The sequence below is a fragment of the Hyphomonas sp. GM-8P genome, assembly GCF_003263315.1.
Taxonomy (GTDB): Bacteria; Pseudomonadota; Alphaproteobacteria; order Caulobacterales; family Hyphomonadaceae; genus Hyphomonas.
This window is the reverse complement of sequence record NZ_AWFE01000105.1, coordinates 72,082-91,579: the sequence shown is the minus strand read 5'-3', so window position 1 is coordinate 91,579 and position 19,498 is coordinate 72,082. Positions and strand designations below refer to the sequence as shown.

Annotated in this window: 15 protein-coding genes; 7 read left to right on the top strand and 8 right to left on the bottom strand. The window is 58.3% G+C overall.

Annotation, left to right across the window (positions count from 1 at the left end; translation table 11 throughout):
• The first annotated feature begins 189 nt into the window (after positions 1-189).
• The 3 genes from HY26_RS15780 (at position 190) to HY26_RS15770 (ending at position 3,442) form a co-directional block, all read left to right on the top strand.
• Positions 190-447: a hypothetical protein gene (locus tag HY26_RS15780; protein WP_034764327.1), complete on the top strand. Its 258-nt coding sequence runs from the start codon at positions 190-192 to the stop codon at positions 445-447.
• An 82-nt stretch (positions 448-529) separates the two neighbouring features.
• The gene (locus tag HY26_RS15775) at positions 530-1,696 is read left to right on the top strand and encodes an FAD-binding oxidoreductase (RefSeq protein ID WP_112074078.1); all 1,167 of its coding nucleotides are present in this window, start codon (positions 530-532) and stop codon (positions 1,694-1,696) included.
• Positions 1,697-1,840: 144 nt separating this feature from the next.
• Positions 1,841-3,442, top strand: a complete 1,602-nt coding sequence (locus HY26_RS15770) for an ABC-F family ATP-binding cassette domain-containing protein (protein WP_112074077.1) — start codon at positions 1,841-1,843, stop codon at positions 3,440-3,442.
• 322 nt (positions 3,443-3,764) lie between these two features.
• On the opposite strand, the gene HY26_RS15760 is transcribed toward HY26_RS15770, so the two are convergent.
• From HY26_RS15760 to HY26_RS15750, 3 genes are all read right to left on the bottom strand, one after another.
• Positions 3,765-4,802: a phytanoyl-CoA dioxygenase family protein gene (locus HY26_RS15760; protein ID WP_112074076.1), complete on the bottom strand. Its 1,038-nt coding sequence runs from the start codon at positions 4,800-4,802 to the stop codon at positions 3,765-3,767.
• Positions 4,799-5,449 carry an acyl-homoserine-lactone synthase gene (locus tag HY26_RS15755; RefSeq protein WP_112074075.1) on the bottom strand — a complete coding sequence of 217 codons (651 nt, stop codon included), beginning with the start codon at positions 5,447-5,449 and terminating at the stop codon, positions 4,799-4,801. Before HY26_RS15755 ends, HY26_RS15760 begins: the two co-directional genes overlap by 4 nt.
• A gap of 76 nt (positions 5,450-5,525) precedes the next feature.
• The gene (locus HY26_RS15750) at positions 5,526-6,254 is read right to left on the bottom strand and encodes a LuxR family transcriptional regulator (RefSeq protein WP_112074074.1); all 729 of its coding nucleotides are present in this window, start codon (positions 6,252-6,254) and stop codon (positions 5,526-5,528) included.
• Positions 6,255-6,666: 412 nt separating this feature from the next.
• On the opposite strand from HY26_RS15750, the gene HY26_RS15745 reads away from it, so the two are divergent.
• From HY26_RS15745 to HY26_RS15735, 4 genes are all read left to right on the top strand, one after another.
• Positions 6,667-8,040, top strand: a complete 1,374-nt coding sequence (locus HY26_RS15745) for a LicD family protein (RefSeq protein WP_158531534.1) — start codon at positions 6,667-6,669, stop codon at positions 8,038-8,040.
• Positions 8,041-8,216: 176 nt separating this feature from the next.
• Positions 8,217-8,354, top strand: coding sequence for a hypothetical protein (locus tag HY26_RS19070; protein WP_158531533.1), 138 nt, complete (start codon positions 8,217-8,219; stop codon positions 8,352-8,354).
• Between the two features lie 100 nt (positions 8,355-8,454).
• Positions 8,455-9,225, top strand: a complete 771-nt coding sequence (locus HY26_RS15740) for a lasso peptide biosynthesis B2 protein (protein WP_112074072.1) — start codon at positions 8,455-8,457, stop codon at positions 9,223-9,225.
• Positions 9,226-9,491: 266 nt separating this feature from the next.
• The gene (locus HY26_RS15735; RefSeq protein WP_158531532.1) at positions 9,492-11,072 is read left to right on the top strand and encodes an asparagine synthase C-terminal domain-containing protein; all 1,581 of its coding nucleotides are present in this window, start codon (positions 9,492-9,494) and stop codon (positions 11,070-11,072) included.
• A gap of 19 nt (positions 11,073-11,091) precedes the next feature.
• Here the strand turns inward: HY26_RS15735 and HY26_RS15730 are convergent, their stop codons facing one another.
• The 5 genes from HY26_RS15730 to HY26_RS15710 form a co-directional block, all read right to left on the bottom strand.
• Positions 11,092-13,635 carry a prolyl oligopeptidase family serine peptidase gene (locus HY26_RS15730; RefSeq protein ID WP_158531531.1) on the bottom strand — a complete coding sequence of 848 codons (2,544 nt, stop codon included), beginning with the start codon at positions 13,633-13,635 and terminating at the stop codon, positions 11,092-11,094.
• Positions 13,636-13,724: 89 nt separating this feature from the next.
• Positions 13,725-16,493 carry a TonB-dependent receptor gene (locus HY26_RS15725; RefSeq protein ID WP_146740260.1) on the bottom strand — a complete coding sequence of 923 codons (2,769 nt, stop codon included), beginning with the start codon at positions 16,491-16,493 and terminating at the stop codon, positions 13,725-13,727.
• A 286-nt stretch (positions 16,494-16,779) separates the two neighbouring features.
• Positions 16,780-18,090 carry a type II toxin-antitoxin system HipA family toxin gene (locus HY26_RS15720; protein ID WP_112074068.1) on the bottom strand — a complete coding sequence of 437 codons (1,311 nt, stop codon included), beginning with the start codon at positions 18,088-18,090 and terminating at the stop codon, positions 16,780-16,782.
• Complete coding sequence (locus tag HY26_RS15715; protein ID WP_112074067.1) at positions 18,090-18,341, bottom strand: helix-turn-helix domain-containing protein; 252 nt, start codon at positions 18,339-18,341, stop codon at positions 18,090-18,092. Before HY26_RS15715 ends, HY26_RS15720 begins: the two co-directional genes overlap by 1 nt.
• A gap of 141 nt (positions 18,342-18,482) precedes the next feature.
• Positions 18,483-19,496 carry a FecR family protein gene (locus HY26_RS15710; protein ID WP_112074066.1) on the bottom strand — a complete coding sequence of 338 codons (1,014 nt, stop codon included), beginning with the start codon at positions 19,494-19,496 and terminating at the stop codon, positions 18,483-18,485.
• Positions 19,497-19,498 lie beyond the last annotated feature (2 nt).

Below are 19,498 nucleotides of genomic sequence, written 5' to 3'. Positions count from 1 at the left end.
AGCCTGTCTTCTGCTTTTAAGGCCATCAAACATAGTTGAGAATAATTCGCAACAAACCCTTGTCGCGACTTTTTGCCCGTTTTTTGCACAAGCGTAAGGAAATCTCCCGCTCCGGGAGAAAATGCTTCAAAATTCCTATGGTTTCCGATTAACTAAATGGAAACCCGGGGAACATGGGGGTTGGTGGTTATGACGACCGACATTGTGGTGGATCTAGGCTTGAAGTCGGCGGAAGAAGTCGCCCTTCTGGCAACTGTCGTGGACGCATTCGTGCAGCAGTTCCTGGGACGGAACCGCTACGGAAGCGATGCGCCTGACATGATGGTGCGCACGGCTTTCACGCCGGATGGCGAAGTCTCCAAAGCCGTCATCTTCCAGGACCGCAAATGGGCAGACGCCTTCGTCAATTTCTGGGAAGTCCAGAAAAACCAGGTCGACGCCGCCTGATCAGCTCCTGAACGCAGGTCATCTGTCGCCGCGTCAAAGCGGATAGTTCACCTTCGCGCGCAAAGGGCCTAAATGAAGGCCCATGAGCCCGCCCCTGCCTCCGCCGATTTCGAGTTTCACACCGAAGGTCGCCATCCTTGGCGCTGGCATCATCGGCCTCGCGACCGCTTTCGAACTGGCTGTCAAACGCGGCGTGCCGGTGACGCTTTACGATCCCGCCCCGATGGGCCGCGGCGCCAGTTGGGCCGCCGCCGGCATGCTGGCCCCAGCCTATGAGGCCGCCGCTGAAGAAGGCGTGCACCCGCACCTGTTCGATCTCTGCATGGAAGCCGCCGAGCTATGGCCGGATTTTTCCATCGATCTTGCCCACGCGGCCGACACCGATTCCGGTTATAGTGGCCGTCCCTCCCTCGCCCTCGCCTTCGACAAGGCAGAGACAGCCGCCATGCACAAACTCGCCCGCGCCCTCGACGCGCGCGGCATTGCGCATGAGGAACTCCCGCCTGCGACAGCGCACCTGCTGGAGCCTTCCATAGCGAAAGACCTGATTGCCGCTCTGCAGATGCCGACCGATGGCCAGGTTGACAATCGCGCTGTCGTCCGTGCCCTGATCATGGCACTGCAGCGTAGCCCGCTCGCCACGCTGCGCAGCGAGGCCGCGCCATTGCGCAGCGAAGGCGGACGCCTGACGCTGGAAGGACATGACCTGATCCTCGCCGCCGGCGGCTGGAACACCGCCGCCATCAAGGTGGAAGAGAATGGCCAGCCGCTCAGCCTCGTGAACTGGGATCCAGCCCTCGACCAGATCGACTGCTATGGCGGCCAGATGCTGTCGGTCGCGCATGGTTATGGCTCACCCGAAACGACCCTGCGCTGCGGCGCGATCTATATCGCCCCCAAAGCAGACCGTGTGATCATCGGCGCGACGGTGGAGCCAGGCGTTGCCACCGAAGCGCCCGAGCCGGAAGCCATTGCCGCCCTCCATGCCCGCGCCGCGCGCCTCTGCCCGGTGCTTGAAGACCTTCCCGTCATCGAGACCTGGGCCGGCATCCGTCCCGGTACGCCGGACCGCGCCCCGATGATCGGCCAGACAGCCTCGCCCGGCCTGTTTGTGGCCGCGGGCCATTACCGGAACGGTATCCTGCTTGCGCCGATCACGGCACGGATCATTGCCGACCTCATGCTCTGCAAGCCGCTGAGCCCGCTGCATGAAAGCTTTGCACCGAACCGGCTCTGCGCCGCCGCCTGAAAATTATTCCCACGCTCTTGAAATCGCGATGCCTGTCCGCTAAGTCGACCGCTCGGCGAGCCCCGCCCGAAAACTGAAGGATGCCCGAAATGAAAAACGCACAGCGCCTCGCCCTGCGTTCCAACTTCATTTCACAGCCCTTCCATGACCAGCTTTCTGACGCTCGACTCCCTCTCCCTTTCCACGCCTGACGGCACGCCGCTTTTCCGTGACCTGACACTCTCACTCGGCCGCGAACGTGTCGGCCTTGTCGGCCGCAACGGGTCCGGCAAGTCCACGCTGCTTCACGCGATCATCGGCAAGGTACCGCCTGCGAGCGGCAGCATTCACCTGAATGGGACCGTCGGCATGCTCCAGCAGTCGCTGGACGAAACGTTCGACCTTGCCGGCGCGCTCGCCGTCACAGACTCGCTCGCCTGCCTTGCCCGGCTGGAAGCCGGTGAGGGCAGTGTGGAAGATGCTGCAGAGGCAGACTGGACGCTGCCATCGCGCGTCGAACAGGCGCTTGCAGATACGGGTTTGCGCGATATCCCACTGGGAACACCTGTCGCCACCTTGAGCGGCGGTGAGCGCATGCGTGTTACCCTCGCCCGGCAGATCCTCGAAGCACCAGACCTGCTGCTGCTGGACGAACCGACCAACAATCTGGATACGGAAGGCCGTCAGGCGATTTCCAACCTGCTGCGCACCTGGCCGGGCGGGATGCTCATCGCCAGCCACGACCGGGACCTTCTGGAACAGGTCGACCGGATCGTGGACCTTTCCCCTGTCGGCATCACGATATTCTCCGGCGGATGGAGCGAATATGCCGAGGCCCGCAATGCCGCCCGCGAAGCAGCCGAAACCGATCTCGCCCGCGCCAGCGACGCGCTGAAACGCACACGCAAGAGCGCTCAGCAAGCGAAGGAACGTCAGGACAGGCGCGACAAGGCCGGCCGCGCCGCGCGGGCAAAGGGAGATGCCCCCAAAATGCTGCTCGACAAGCGACAGGAGCGCGCTGAGGCCACCCGCGGCAAAGGCAGCACGCTCGCCGCCAGACAGATGGCGGAGAGCGAAGAGGATCTCTCCGCCGCCCGCGCTCGTATCGAAATCCTTGCGCCGATCACGATGGACCTGCCGCCCTGCGGCCTGCCTTCCGGCCGACGCCTGATCGATTTTCGCGGCGTCGAAATGGCGTTCGGCAACCGGCACCTGTTCGGTCCGCTCGACTTCCAGCTGACTGGCCCGGAGCGGGTCGCCATCGCCGGGCCGAACGGGTCTGGCAAATCCACCCTGCTCCGTCTCGTCACCGGAGACCTTCAGCCCACCACTGGCAAAGCCTCCCGCCTGACCGAAAATGTCGCCCTGCTGGACCAGCATGTCAGCCTGCTGGCACCGGGTGAAACGATCGTCGACAACATGCACCGGCTGAATCCTGGTCTCAGCGCCAATGCCGCTCATGCCGCGCTCGCCCGGTTCGGCTTCCGCAATGACGATGCCCTGCAGGTGGCCGGGACGTTGAGTGGCGGGGAGAAACTGCGCGCGGGCCTTGCCTGCGTCTTTGCCCGCGAGACCCCACCGGATCTGCTGATCCTCGACGAACCCACCAACCACCTGGACCTGCGCGCCATCGAAGCGCTAGAGACCGGCCTGAACGCCTGGGATGGCGCCATCCTGCTCGTCAGCCATGATCACACCTTCCTGAGCGCTATCGGCGTGACCCGATTTTTGGAATTACCCGCCAACGGAAAAGCGGCGCGATCTTGACGTGAAGGGTTGAAACCGGCTGGGTGAAACAGTCACTTGCCTTGGCCAACCGCGCTTTTGCAGCCAAACTCTGACAGCCATGGCCCCGGCAAAGGCCTTCCCAAACTGTGCCGTCGGCTTGCCGGGTAAAGATCAACAGTGAAGCGGCTCCTGAACTGATCGCGCGTTCGAGCTCACGCTGGGTTCTTCCCAGCGTTTTGCGCGCGTCCGCTACCATGTTCCCGAATTCTTCGGCTGTTGTAATCATATCTGTTCTTCCCGATCGGGAGGATCGTGAAGGACAAAGCTCTCGACGAGGAAAATCCTTACCGATCGGGAAGCTTTAAGCAGCATCCGAAAGATCAAGCATGCCTGAAGACGGAACAGCCGGGCCGAGCAGGTCATACACATCCGACAAGGAAAGTGACGGCCAGGGCTTTGGCCAGACAACAGGATAGTCTTCCGAGAAAAGCCTGTCGCCATCATTGAGTTCGTGGGTCACGCCAACTTGCTGGATTGCGCCCTGACGGTCCAGATAGCGCACTTCATCTCCGCAATAACGAAATGACACAGCCCTGCGCCAATTATCGGACCGGTTGCCGCCAGAACCATGCACTGTCTTGACGTGATGAATAATCACATCACCTGGCGCAACATCAAAAGACACGATGTCATATTTGTCCGGCTCCGCTTCAATATCCGGACACCGCTTTTCCGGAGAGGAGCGAAACGGTGTCTGCGAAATGAATACGTTCGGCGCGTAGGTTTCACCCCATTTGTGCGAGCCGCGAACATATTGCATCGCGCCGCTTTCCTGCGTCACCGGATCCAGAGCGATCCAGACAATGACGCATTGCTCCCCATCGATCTGGAAATAGGCAAGGTCCTGATGAAATGCCGTTTTCTGGCGAGTATGAGGGGCTTTGACAAACGTCGTATCCTCCCAGAAATTCAGGTAGCGGGCCCCAAGCAGATCACTGACCAGTTCAGGCAGCCGTGAATCAAAAGCAACCTCGCGGACGCCTCGATCAGATTTCCAGGCCGCCACATCATAGAAAAACATGCCTTGTCCTTCGGACAGCCCCTCTTCCTGTAGGGGTCTGGCGGACAGATCTTCCCACACCATTTCCTTCATCACGGCCATGTCGAAACGTTCTGCTGCGCCGGTATCGACTTGCCCTTCCGGGTCCCAGACCTGGCTTGCCAGCGCCTCGAAGTCATATCCTGTCGGAGACGTCCTCAGGCCAGAAATCTGTCGTGCGACAGCATTCTGAAGGTGACGGATTTCTTTTGGAGTAAGGACATTCCGTAAGCAGATTACGCCGTCCCGTTCGAACGCTGAACGCTGATCGGGTGAGATAGAACTGGCCTGGTTGCTCATCCGACCCTCCCTGCAGATGCCCGACGCTTCGGGGACATATATTGCGCAACAATGTCCTCAGCATTGCGAAACCTGTCCAATTGCCGATCGAGTGTTTCCTGATCAATTTTTGAAACAGCCGGGATCCAGGCCCAATCATCCCCTTCCCGTCTTGGCAAGCCCAGCGGCTCTGTGGCCCAAACGCGCTGGACGAGGTTGTAGAATTTCTGATGCGTGAGCCAGCTCAGACGGGAAATTCTCTTGTCGATGCAGAAAACTGTCAGGCCAATTCCCAGCCGGCATCGGAAGCGGAAATCCTCGACCGGGTCCGGCATAAGCGATCTGTCCGTAACAAAGCGGGAGCACTCCCAGACGTCAGCGCCAACCGGAAAAGGCTGCAGGTCACAATAATCAGCGAACAATTCGCTCAGCATATGCGGCGTCACGGTTGGGTTGATCCGGGACGTTGCCACCACCTGTCCATGATCATCCTGCACGATCACATAGACTGTGCTATCGGTGTCAAACTGGTCCTTGTCGTATCCGGGTGAAATCCCGGGAATATCCCACCCCCATTCATCGACGACGATCCGGTAGCGCATCCGATACATCTCATCGAGGAGATCGCGGTTCGCTTCACGCTTTTCGGGTGTGATGATCCTGAACATGCCAACAATCTCCTGAAGCCAGGAGACAGTCTGGGCTGAATGGAGAGATTGGGAATGTCCCCTTTCGGGGACTTGATCAGGGAAAAATCTGGTTCTTTGCGATTGCCGAAGCAACCAGATGCGCCCGGTTCACGGTTTCGAGCTTGTCACCGGCCCGGCGCAAAGTCTTCTTCACCGTGTCTTCCTGAATGCCTAAAATCTGTGCGATTTCCCAGTTGGACTTGCCGGCCGCAGCAAACTGAACGCATTCGGTTTCACGGCGTGTGAGCTGGGCGACCTTCTGGTAGGGAAACGGCCCGAGCAGATCTTCCAGATGATAATAGACTGTCTGGCAGACAATCTCGAGTTCCTTCACCTGAGTGGCTGAAAGATCCAACTTGTTGGAGCCGCCAAGGGAGACACCGCCCGACACGCTGTGCAGGGCGTGCATCGGGAACATCATGCCATCGGTAATGCCATAATCGTGGACCATATCCACAACCATCCGGCCCGCCCGGGAGGCATGATCACGGGCTTCGGCCCAGGAGAATGGCCGCTTTGAGCGTAAAGCACAGATCGCGATCGGATCATGCAGGATCGCCATCTGGTTCCGACGGTGTTCCTTCAATTCATCCGGCCAGTCAGAGACATACAGGATTTCCTTGAGCGGAACGTTTGCCGGGTTCACCAATTGTCCGAGAAATATCCGCTCAAACCCATAGTGTTCAATAAATCCGGACAATACAGAAATTGTGCCCTCGACCGTCTGCATGGATTGTACAGACCGGATTGCGTCAAGCACCGCGGAGCCATCATAATCGCGCATTCAGGATGCCTTTTTCTCGTCAGACCCGGAAATCTATCTCAATGACGGGATCGCACAATGCCTAATCTGGGTAGCACACCAATATAACCTTTTGGTTGTTTTTTGCGCCCCGTAAGAGAGAAAAACTCGCATTCCCGCGCCTGAATTGCCACCTGCCTGACCGCAAGACCGGGTAGAATCCGACAACAAGCATTCATCCGGCCCGCCCAGATCGGTCTCAGAACAAAATTTCTCCTTTTGGTTGTTTTTGGATTCGCCTTTTACGTCATTTTTCCTTATACTTCAATTCTCCGGGAACGCCGGGTTTGCCCGCGTTCTCCCGGTTTTGACATGCCTTGTGACGTCACGGGAGAAACAGATGGACGGCGCAAACCACCGGCACGCGCGACCGAATACCGCCGACTCCCGAAACATGAAAATTGAGGCGGCCCGGCGCATGATGACGGAAGGGCTCCCCGAAGCCGCAGCGTCAATCCTCCGAAAGGTCACCGATACACGGTCAGATGACCTGCAAGCGAAATTCATGCTTGCCGTAGCCCTCTACCGATCCGGCAATTCTTCGGCGGCGTTGCCGGAATGCGATTTCATTCTGTCACACCAACCTCACAATCCGCATGCGCATCATATACGGGGTCTGTGCCTAGCCGCGCTCGGTGAGCGTCAACAAGCCATCGAGGCTTTTTTCACAAGCACTCGCCATGACCCAACAGCATGGCGAAGCTGGAATTCCATCGCCGACATCACTACGCGGGAGGAAGAACGGCTCGCCTCTATTCAGCATACTGCCAGCGCTCTTTTGGCAATATGCAAGCGCCGCCAGGCCAATTCCAGCCTGTTGAGGCACTGCACGAAAGCGCTGATCTGTGCAGGTCGCTCAGCAGATGCAGTCCGCTTTGCCACCGATCGGTTTGAAGATTTCAATTCCAAAGGACAAGCCAGCGAAAATCTTGCCCGCGCTCTTTACACCGACGGATTCTATGAAGACGCCGCTTTCTTTGCCGACGCAGCTCTTGCCGGGTGTCCTGCCTGGCACGCTGCACCATCTGTGCGCCGAAACACCTTCCACCCTGCGAAAGCCGCTCAGTCGGTTCAGCACGTTATGACCTTGTTGAACGCTGCGGGACTGACGGGCTTCCTGACCGGCGGCACACTGCTGGGCTTTGTCCGGAACGGCGCACCTTTGCCCCATGACCGGGATGCAGATATCGGAATTCTCTGCGACCGTTATGCCCGCCCCGACATCACGGCAATCCTGCGAGCACATCCATCAATCCAGCTGGCCCGATCCGCCCGGGCGGGCGATCGTTATGTCGGCCTGACACTTGGAACAGTTGCGGTCGACCTCTTCTTGTATGAGGCGGAGGGGCCTTACAGACTCTGCGGGTTTAGCGATCATCCCGGCGAGATACAGTGGCGGTTTTCAGGATTCGGGGTTTCCAGAAAAATCTGGCAGGGAGCCAGCTGGAACATTCCTGATAACCCGGATAGGCTGCTTTGCGAAACCTACGGACGCGACTGGCGCAAACCGGATAAGGATTTTTCCTCGGTTCTCTCATCCCCTGCCCTCCACATGACTAATCCGTACACACGGACATTCTACGCCGCCATGCGATCACTCAGACTTCTGCGTGAAGGTCGACCTGACAAGGCGACCAGCCTGATGAAACAGGCCCCCCACACAATCTGCGACCGAGATATCCCCAGACTTAATCATGCCCTCTCCGGTCGGCTAGCAGCTCTCCGCAGAACCTATGGGTCTGAAATCAGGAGCGCGATACCTGACTAAGGTGCGCTCTGCCAGCCTTTGCCAGTCACGCCCCGCAGCGTGAGCGATAGGCGTTTGTTTTTATTATATTTTATGGACTCTTTTTAAGGTTACAGCGCGTTGACTCCACTTTATTGAGGGTTCATTTTCTACCTGCCGTTGTTTCGACGGCAATAACCCAAGAAAGGAGATCCATCATGCCCCATGATGACCAGAAGACATCCAATGAAGACGTGTTCGAGATGATCGAACTCGGTGCGGTTTCTGAGGAAACCAGAGGCTTTTACGGCCAGGGTGTCGAAATCGAAGAAGGGTTGTCCAAGGTTCAGCCCTGATCTGACCCGGCCCTGACAAGGGTCGGCTCGGAACGTTCCTCCAGCTGGCGTCTCTTGCTCGGTGCAGGATTCGCCAGCGTTCCGTAACCGGAGCTTCCTGATGACGGATTTTCTATCGCCTTCTGGCTGCGCATCCGCTTCATCCCAACACCTGTCTCCGGACTCCAGGACAAACACGTCTTGCAGGTCCTTCCGCCTGGCACCGGATATTCATTGCTGTCACACCGGAGGCACATATGTTTTCCTGGATCTTTGCAGAGACCGCTACGCTTGCCTGACCGAAGCGCAAGCCGTCTTGTTTCAGGAATTTTGTCAACTGTCCCCGGACCTTGCTCCGGGCGTTGAGGCACTCTCTTTTGGCAACTTTCTTGGAAAGCAGGGCATCCTGCAGGCGTCATTCACAGAATCTGACCGGATCGATTTGTTCCAATGGCCTGCTCCGGATCGCTCCCTTTTCGACTTCGACCAGACCGAATGGCGGTTCAGGGCGAGCCGGGTTCCCGCCATGCTATGCTCCATGCAGGCAGCATCCGCCGCTTGCCATAGCGGTGCCTTCCAGGATCAGATTACCAGAGCGAGAGGCTGGAAATCCAAGTTAAAAGCAGTCAGTCTCGACACTTCCGACGTCGTTGCAGATCTCGCGCGCGAATTTCATACTTTTGCGCCTTTCGTGTTCTCCACCCGGGATGCATGCCGATACACAAGCCTCGCGCTGCTCCATTATCTGAGCGCGGCCGGCTTGTGTGCCGATTGGGTCTTCGGTGTACGGCTTTCCCCTTTTTCTGCACATTGCTGGCTGGAATTTAACGGCTTGCTCCTGACGGATGAAACGCTCACTGTTCGCGAGTTCACTCCGATCATGGCGGTCTGATGGCGATGCGCGCCTATTTCGCCGCCCTGTGGAATCCGGATGATCCGATCGCCAGCAAGACTGCCGAAGACGTCATCGCATGTCGCCGGTCAAACAAGCCTCCAGGCCGGCCTATGCCTGTCTCGACAGGGTTCTGCTTTTCAGACCTTGGAACACAGACGACACACACGAAACAGCTAGTTGTCTCTGCGGGCGCCCAATGGGCAGATGGCCTGATATATGGAACCCTTTTCCGGAAATCCGATCAGGGCACACACGATAACCAGGTGAATTTCTTTTCCCCTGCTGAGCAGGATCGGCTCATCCAATCGACCGGCAGGACACTCCTTGAGGATTATTGGGGGAATTTTGTCGGGATTTTCAGGCATGAGACCGGATTCTCGGTCCTGACGGATCCGTCTGCCAGCCTTCCCTGCTATTACACATTCAGGAATGGCGCCTGTTTTGTCTTTTCCAATCTGGAACTCTGCCCGTGGCTTGGCCTGTCCGGTTTTACGGTCAATCGGCGCTTCATCGCGGACCTCTTCGCCTATGACAAGATCCTGACGGGTGAAACCGGCCTGAATGAAGTTCACGAGCTTCTGGGCGGCGAAAGGCTCCACTTTGATAATGATCACATCCACAAGGATCTGATCTGGGATCCGCGCGACATCGCTTCGGACACATTGCCACTTTCCGTGGACCGGGCAGCCGCGCAACTCCGGTCAACCGTCTGCAGAACAGTACAGTCCTGGGGGCATACCAACAGGAACATTGCGGTCAGCCTCTCAGGTGGCCTCGACTCTTCCATCGTCCTGGCGGCGCTGGCGGATGGGTCGCTGAAGGCGCCGGTTCATGCCATCCATTTCTGTCTGGGCTCAGAAGATCCGCCGGAGCTCAGCTATGCCAGGCAGACAGCCCAATTGTGCGGCTGTCCATTGGAAGACATTCTGATTGAACCCGGTGAAGGGCTTGACCAATTACCTGAACATCACCCCCCGACGGTCCGGCCATTCCGGCAATTTACGTCACCGGACCTTGCCGCTTTGCTGCCCGAACATCTGCAGCTCCAGGGAGGTGTACGTTTTACCGGTCAGGGCGGAGATCATCTGTTCCGCGACGCCCCTGACGCAGCCATGTTCGCAGATTATCTTCTTCAGCATGGCCCAGGTCCTGATACGGGCCAGCGCCTGCTCGATGCCGCACGACTATCCGGCCACTCCGTCTGGAAGGTTATGGCGGACACCGGCCGTCTGATCCGGCAAAAGGGCGCCTTGTCGCCCTATCTGGAAACCATAAGCAAACGCCAGAACCGGCTGAACCAGTTGGCAAGCGCGCCGGAAGATATTGCAGCGCGCTCGCCCGTCTGGACCCGGGAGGCAAAAGGTTTGCCACCGGCAAAATTTTCGCAGGTCTGCGCACTCCTGCACATGATCCAGCTTCGCCAGAATCTGGCCTCGACCGGACAAAGAGAAACCCTGCACCCGCTTATCTCGCAGCCATTGATCGAGCTCTGCCTGCGGCTGCCAGCCTGGACCCTCAGTACAAACGGAGCCAATCGCGGTCTGGCACGTCTTGCCTTCAAAGGCCTCATACCCGAGCCTGTTCGCTTGCGTACCGCAAAGGGCAGCGCCAGCCGGTTTTATGTGGCGCGTGTCTCCCGGTTCCGGGACCAGATTATCGATACACTAAAAAACGGCGAACTGGTCTCACTCAGTCTCCTCACCGACATGGACATTGAAGCCTATGCTGCGCGCGATACTTTCATGACCGAATCCTCAGGCGTCATGATGCTTTTCTATTATGGAATGGAATGCTGGCTCCGGACATGGGCGCGCCAGCAGAGCTGCGCTTTATTTCACACCTGAACAATGTGATCTGTCTTGCTCAATGCGCAGGACCGCTCGCCGCTACATGGCCCAGGAATTCCAGCTTGCGCTGCCACATGTCCCGGATGTTGGCAGGTGAGGACAGGACATGTCCCTCCCCGCGATAGAGGACATAGCGGACATCCTTACCCTGCCTCGCAAGCGCTCCATACATTTCGTCAAACTGACTGTCGTCAAATGCGTCCATGTCCGAATGAACAAGCATGACAGGACATGTAATATCCGATGCTAGCAGGACCGGACTGTTGCGGTAATAGATTTCGGGATCGTCAAACGGTGTTTGACCCAGGCCGAAGGCGCTGCCTGCCAGGCTCTCATATCGCGTGAACTGCGCGCCCAGTCCGTCTACAGAGAAGTCGGCAAATATGCCTGCCGGACCAAAATAATGACTGACGAGATCGCTCCAGCTGTTCTGTGCGATGACCCCAGCGAACAGATCGGTCTTTGCCGCCACGTAGAGCGCAGATATGCCGCCCTGGCTTAGCCCGTAAAGCACCACCTGGTCCGGATCGGCATAGCCCTGCTCTACGAGCGCATTCACGCCCGCCTCGACCAGATCCGGCATGCCGGCGATCGGTCCTTCTTGAGTTCGGATCAGCTCTGTCGGCAGGGCGAGACGTGCATATGCAATGCCTTCTGCAGCCCAGAGATAGGGCGAATAGACATCCATGCCCGATTGGGCTGGATCTGTGTCCCCACACAGGCTCGGAGCGCCCGGATAAACTTCGACGATCAATGGAACGCGATGGCCGGTCTGGTAGTCTGGCGGCAGCAGGATACAGCTCTCCAGCGTCTGGTGTTCTGCACCGGTGCCCACCCCATAAGCAACTTTCTCCCAATGAACCCGAGCCATTCCGGCAAGGTGAGGATTGATCCGGTCGATCTCCCGGACACCGTCCATCAGACTGGCGATCAGCAGGCGCGTCTTTCCCGATTGTCCGGTACGGTAGAGGATCGCACCAGCTTGTGCCGAAGCAGCGACCGGAACGGCTGTCTCATCTGCCGGCAGAAAGGTCAGGTCCCTGTATGCTTGCTGAACTGCAGGACTTTGCACGTCAAAGCGCTGTGACGCGCCACGCCCCGACGCAAGCATCAGATCCTGTTGCAATTCCGGACGGATGACACCTGATCGCGTGAGGGCCGTTCCTTGCCGGACCTGACGGACCGGGCCTTCCAGCTCATCTGACAAAAGGGTCATTTCACCTGACGCCTCCATCCGGTAGAGCCCATTCCCCGACAGGATTTGCGCGCCTCCCTCACCCGAAACAATCGGGATACCGGAAACCTGCCTCAAGCCGGCTGTCAGGTTTTCAGGCGGAGCATGAAAGGAAAGCGCATACCAGTCGGCACGTGACAGCCCGGCTTCTCCAGGGTCACGATAGATAAAACTGCCAGCTGAAGCAGGGTCGGAGGCAGCGCGGGCATAGACCACCAATCGATCACCGGCAAAGACAGCCCGTTCAGGCCGCTGGGCCCAGCCGCGCTCCCGCTCGGAGACAAGATCCAGTCCTTTCTGCAAGAGACGCTGCGCCTTGCCGCTTTCCGCATCGACGAGGTAAAAGCCGCCTTCCCGCGGCGACTGCCCTTCTTCCCAGCCGAACAGCGCCAGGGATTGGCCGTCCGGAGACCATTCAAGCGTGTATGGCATAACCGACAAGTCCAGCGCCGCAGGACGACGGGTCCAGTCTTCTGCGTTGAAGAGAACCAGCCTGAAAATATCTGGCCCGTCTTCGAGCAGCGAGCGGGATCCATCCATCCGCTTTTTCCAGACCTGAAGTGCGGCAAGCGACCGGCCATCCGGCGAATGGCGAAGATCTGTATACCGTCCCTCAGAGAGACAGGTTTCGACTCCGGATGTTCCATCGGCGAGCATGAGGCAGCCTCGCCCGGCGGCTTCGACATGGCCGTTTGCATAATTCCTGGCCTCCCGCGCGGTGACGGTCTTGCCGGACCAGGCTGCGCGCCAGGATTCCGACAGTTTCCGCCCTGTGTCAGCCCGCACGCTCATCGACCGGTTCTGTTCCCCTTCCGGCAAAGCGGCAAAGACCAGCCTGCCTTCCGAAATCCAGACCGGATCCTGTCCACCGGTCCGGCTATCCACGGGCGCGCGTTCAAACTGAACCAGACGATTTTCTTCGGTATCAAAGATGCCAAACGCGACATGACCACGCTTATACTGAAGGACCGAAATATATCGGCCGTCCGGAGAGACAGTTACCAGCCTTGTATCACGCTCCGGATCGACACCTGGAAGGCGCATCGGCGTACCTCCAGCCTCCAGATCATACTTCCAGAGTTCATGGCCGATCCGGCCAGCCGCATAAAGGCCATAACTGAAGTCGGTATTATTCTCATACGGACGTTGACGTTCATAGATCAGCCAGCGACCGGAAGGGTCAAAAACAGCATGACCGATACCTTCCATCTTCAACACGTCATCCAACGTCAGGAGGCGTCCTTCAGCCTGAACCGGAGCGCACATCGGAAAGGCCAGGCAGACATGCGCGAACACGAACACGCGCAAAAGAGTGTCTCGCATCATTTTCTGCATCATCATCCGGCTGGAATGCCTCTGGAAGACCAATGAAGTGGTCCCGGGGCCGTGCGTGCGGCCCCGGGACAAAAGAAAGGTCAGAATGCCTTGCGGAACTCGAGGGACACGAACCGCATCAAAGGGGAGGCATTCGCCTGGTCATAGCCCGTCGTTCGCAAGCTGCCACTCACCGGGACTGCCGGAGGAACCTCGTCAAATGCGTTACGCACTGACAAGGACAGGCGGGTCCCTTTCAGGAGGCCCTCAGTCTCTGCTCCGAAATCGTAAGCCAGGGAGAGGTCGACCGTGGTCCACGAACCGATCTTGTCGGCCGTGTCCGTTCCGTCCGTACGATAATCGTCGAGGTAATTGACCCGTACGGTTCCGGAAAACCCGCCGCGTGTGAGGCCGAGGCGGGATTGCAGCTGCAGATCCACTGGATTGCGCAGCGTGTTGAGTGTCTCAACAGGCGCGGTCACATCCGTTGCCTGCTGGGTAAAATCGAGAATGTAGTTTGCCGATATCCCGCCGCTCACCTGGCCGAACCGGGTCTCGGTCTCATAGCCCAACTGGAGGTCCAGGCCGCTTGTCTCAGTCGAGGCGAGATTGCGGACGACGGCAGCATTGTTGATGACACCGATATTGTCGAGACTGTCGAGCCCAGGCCAGAAGAGAACCGGCTGGCTGAACGTCGCCGCCAATGCCGCGACCTCTTCCGGCGTCGGAAAGAAGATCACGGTTCCAGGCGGGAGAATGCCGGGGTTTTCTCCCTCGATGAACGGCGCCAGAAGCGGAGACTGGTTGAGGGGCATCGGTGTTGATCCCAGCCGGCCTTCAAACGCGATGTCATAGTAATTGAGACTTGCCGACCAGGACTGATCCTCTCCTCCGCCTTCGTAATCTACCCCAAATGTGTAGGTCCGGGATGTCTCCGGATCGAGATCACCAGCGGTTCCCACCGCCCGGAGATAATCCATATCTGCGAGCGCCGGATCTGGAGGTGTGAGATTGCCGAGCGCGCTCATGATATAAGACATCGGATACACAATCCCGAGCCGTCCGAGATCCCCGGTCCGGCCAAGCGCTGGCGGGGAAAAGCTCGTACTGTAAGTTCCGCGAAGGTTCAGCCCGTCTGCCGGAGACCAGAGCAAACCAATTTTCGGATTGGATGTTGTTCCGAAGTCAGAATAATCATCCAACCGGCCCGACAGGTTGAGCTCGAGACGTTCAATCCCGGGCCGGGCATTACCAGCACCGACAAACGGCACCTGGACTTCGGCATAAAGCGCCCGTACATCCCGGTCAGCCTTCCGGTCAAGCCCGGTGTCCGAGTTCGAATTCTCGAAATCTTCCTGCCGCAAATGACCTCCGATCGCTGCCTTCACCTTCCCGCCCGGCAAAGCGAAGAGGTCACCGGTCAATACGAGATCTGCAGAGGCAAGATTGGAATCCGTGTTGCTCCGTGCCGGATTGATCTGCACCGGGATCAGTGTCTTGCCATAGTCATTGTTACGGACCCGGCTATAGGTCAGATCCAGAGAGGCCGCCCAGCCTGAGGCAAACTCGTAGTCACCTCCGCCGCTGAGGGCGATCAATTCTGACTCTGCATCACTCATGGCGACTGAAACGGTCGAACGCCCCAGGAAGGAATAAGCCCGGCTTGAACGTTTGGAATAGAGTCCGGATCCGGACAGCTCGAGACTGGAGGTCAGGGATTGCTTGCCCGACAGGATCAGGCTGTGACGATCCTGCTCCGGCAGGAGGTCAAAGAGATTATTGACCGTAATCTCCTCCCCATTGCTCAGTGTCTGGCGCGGGATCTGAGGCCGGTCGGCAAGGGTCAGATTGTCTCGGTGGTAATATTCATAAGCTGCGAGAATATTCCCGCCGGTCCAGCTTTTTCCCAAGGTCTGGCTGGCCCGGTATTGTTTCATGTCACCGCTGGTTACGCTTCCATACTGCAGAGCGGTTTCAGCGCCATCATAATCATCACGCAGCACAAAATTCATCACACCTGCCACGGCATCGCCGCCATAGATGGAAGAAGCCCCGTCCCCCAGAACATCGACCCGCTCCAGGGCGGAAATCGGGATCATGGACAGGTCGACAAAATCGCCGATCGAGGAAGTCGGTGCCAGCCGGCGGCCATTGACCAGCGTCAGCGTCGCCCCGGAGCCCAGCCCGCGCAGATTGGCACCAGAGCCGAATGTGTTGTTGAACTTTGAACTGTCGTCGCCGGGTATTCCGTATGGGGCAAACTCTGTCGACCCGCCTCCGAAATTCTGCGGCAGCTGGCGAATGAATTCTTCTGTCGAGGCTGCTCCGGATCCCAGGATCTCCTCGCGTCCATAGACAAAAAGCGGTGAGCTCTCTGGAGCGAATCCACGCAGGCTCGTACCAGTAACGACGACCTTGTCCGCGACGAGGTCGTCGGATGAGGCCTTTTTGTCCGGCTCCTGAAGCGTGTCCGGGATCACGTCAGGCTTTACAGGTTGCATCGGTACGGGACGGGATGATTCAGAGTCAGCTCCCTTTTTCCGGATCAGGAAAGCATTTCCTTCGCCGCGAACCGCTTCCAGATCCGTCCCGGCCAACAGCAGGTCCAAGGCAGTCTGTGGCGAATAAGTGCCGGAAAGACCAGGCGACCGATGACCAGAAATGACAGCCTGGCTGAACAGCAAAGGCGTTCCGGTTTGGGCTGAATAAGCCTGCAAAGCCACGTCCAGAGACGACGCCGGAATCTCAATCTTTTCAGCCTGCTCAATCGAAGCCTGTTCAGCAAGCGCAGGCATCGACGTGATCGACATGGTGATGCCCGACAGCGCTGCTCCTGCCAGGAGCCGATATTTCGTATTGTGTAAAGTCAAAGTCGTTCTCCCCCTGAGGAACGGGATGGCAAGGCGCGCGGCCCAATCCGCACCGCCTGCATCCTCAACGAACGACTCTCCGGAGCTGGCAGAAATTATATTGAACCTGATCACCTGCCCGGCTGGACATGAACTGATGGCCGAGCTTCAGGACGTCCTGAGGGTTACACATGCGCATGCCTGGCGTCGTTTACAGGCGTGTGGATGATTGGTCAGCCGGGGACACCTGCTTCCCCAGCAGAACATCAGCATACTTCCTAATACGAAACAGATCGCCGACATCAGCTCAGATGGACATCCTGGCTGAACGTTTCCGCAGCCCAGCACCAATTGGTTCAGCGATATGCTGCGGAAAACCATCAGGCATATTTGTGGTTGCCCGCTCAAACGCACCTTCCGCCGAATTGGCAAGATCGCCGAAAAGGTCTCTCACCTGATTCTGGTCCATTCCTGCAGACTTGGCTTCCTGCAGGAAATGACCGGGCAGAATTTTTTCGACCAAATAGTCCCGACTATCCCCTACAGCCATGGCGAGGCGGAATTCTTTCCGTCTGAGCTGTTTGGCTGCATAGTTCGGTTGCAGGGACATGATGTCATAGAGCGGTGTCATTCGGTAACGCCCACCAGGCGTCAGAAAGAGGCTGAAATTCTTGGCGTGGCCATCGGTGGCACCAATAAGCCAGAACACAATCTGGGCTTTCAGGAAGGAGAGCCTGTCTTCCTCGGCATAGTCGCTGCCGGACAGCAGGCCCAGGCACTCCCTGATGCCTGGTCCGCCGTCATTGTTGTACTTTCGTACCGACGGTACTGAGAGTGCCTGACAGAAGTCCTCCTGAGGAATTCTAAGCAACCGGCCGTCACCTGCCCTCAACCGATCAAAGCGCTCAACGGCGAGGACACGAACACCATCAACATCCACGATCCGACTTTCTGCGACATCGAGCCCCAGTTCGCGACACAAGGCCAAGCAAAAATGTTCATTCTCTATACTGAGGGTCATGTCGAGCCCATTCGGAAGCTTGCCGAGTTCGGGCTTCAGGATATGGGTTGTCGGTGTTGACCCCTTTGGCAGGCACCAACCGTCCTGCCAAAGCAAGGCGGTCTTTTCCTGTGCACCCGCGATGGAAATACGTAGTTCCCGTTCGCCGTCCGGTCTTATCCCAAGTGGCGCTGCGGCCAGATTGCGGATCATCTCGGCAACGTCTGCGTCACTGAGCTGCAAATATTCGGGCGGACCGGGCGGCGCAACGTCCATACCTTCCGGAACAAACTGCAGGGCACCGACGCAGTCGCGGCCGATCTGACTGAGCAGGCTGAACGCATCCATGCCCCCGGCACCCACCCTCTCGGCGACTTTGCGTCTTATCCGGTCATTGTCGGGCAGAAGGTTGTCGAAGAAGGCCGACACCTCCGCTCCACTATAGCGCTCTTCGCGCAAAGGCAGTGAAATCGATACAGGTATGGCCCGTTTGGTATCGGCGAGCCATTCCTTGTTGTAGACGAAAGCGATTGCGCCAGTCGACGCACGCTCGAGCATACCGACGATGCGCCCGTTGAGCGCAACGGTCAGCCTGGTGCTTCGGCGCGACCTCGGCATCAAAACAGATCCTCAATTTCGCTGTGCGCCCCCTTGGTGCGCGGCCGGACAAGCAGCTCCAGATCGAGCGCGCGAAGCAGATCCATGACCGTGGAGAGCTTGACGGTTTCAAGTCCGTTTTCGATTTGCGAAACAGTGCCTTGCCTCACCCCGGCCCGGCCGGCGAGGTCCGCCTGTGTCATGGCCTGCGCCCGACGGGACCGGCGCAGGGCGACCCCAAGCTGCTTCGGCGATCTGACGAGCTCTGACATTGGCATTGTTCCTCATGCTTTGAACATTTATACGCCATAGCGCATAATTCGTCAATATACGCCTTAGCGTATAATTTTTATATATACGTTATAGCGTATAAAATTAGTGTGTGCTTTGGCGCATAGCGCAGGAAACAAGGCTCAGCGGTCTGTTGCGTCTGCACCGGGCAGGATGCGGATCTCCTGCCCCGTTTGCTCGATCCGGACAGGCAATAAATAGGTGAGATTGCGCGCAAAAGCTTCCTGCTGACCGGCTGGGAACCCGCCGCTGATCCGTTCTTCGCCAAGCGCGGAATCGCCAAGAACCAGCTTCGTCTCTGAATACCGGTTGAGCTCTTCGACTACCTCATCAAGGCGCATATCGTCGAACTGCAGGATGCCTGTCTGCCAAGCGAGCGCGGAGGCTGTGTTCACGATCTCGACCGCCGGAACGTCTCCGCGCATCATGACCAAGCGCTGGCCCGGCGCCAGCACGGTACGCGCACTTTCCTTACGTCTGGCCGGAAAGAGACCAAGAGTCTTGTGCTGCGGCCCGAGCTGCGAAACCGAGACCGATCCCTCGGCAAGGACGACACTGATCTCGTCTTCGCCCTTTTGGACGCTGAACTGTGTGCCGAGCGCCATCGTGCGGCTACCGCCGGCCTCGACCAGGAATGGCCGCCCATCCGTCTCGACTTCGAACAGGGCTTCGCCCGCCTCCAGGACCACCAGGCGCCGCGCCTTCGAATAGCTGACCTCCGCCACACTTGCCGTGTTCAGCGTGATCACCGAGCCGTCTTCAAGATCGATGCGCTTTTGTTCGCCAATAGAGGTCCGGTAGGTATCAGACGGAGGTCCTGCGCCTGCCAGCGGCGTGATGATGATCAATGTCGGAAGGGCGAGGATCCCGGCAAGCGCCGCAATGGACCAGACGATCAGATGTTTTCCCCTGCCCGGCTTTCCTTGTACACGCTCGTCCGGACGGTTTGCGGCGAGACTCTGATCGACAGCGCTCAGAACGGATTCGATGACGCGAAAGGCTTCGGCGTTCCGGGGATCGGCCTCCCAGGCGGAGAAAGCGTCCAGTGTATCCAGCGTGACGCCCGGATCCTGCAGGGCTGTGTGCCAGCGGGCCGCCGCCTCCAGCCGGCTTTCGCGATCCTGACTGTCATTCATCT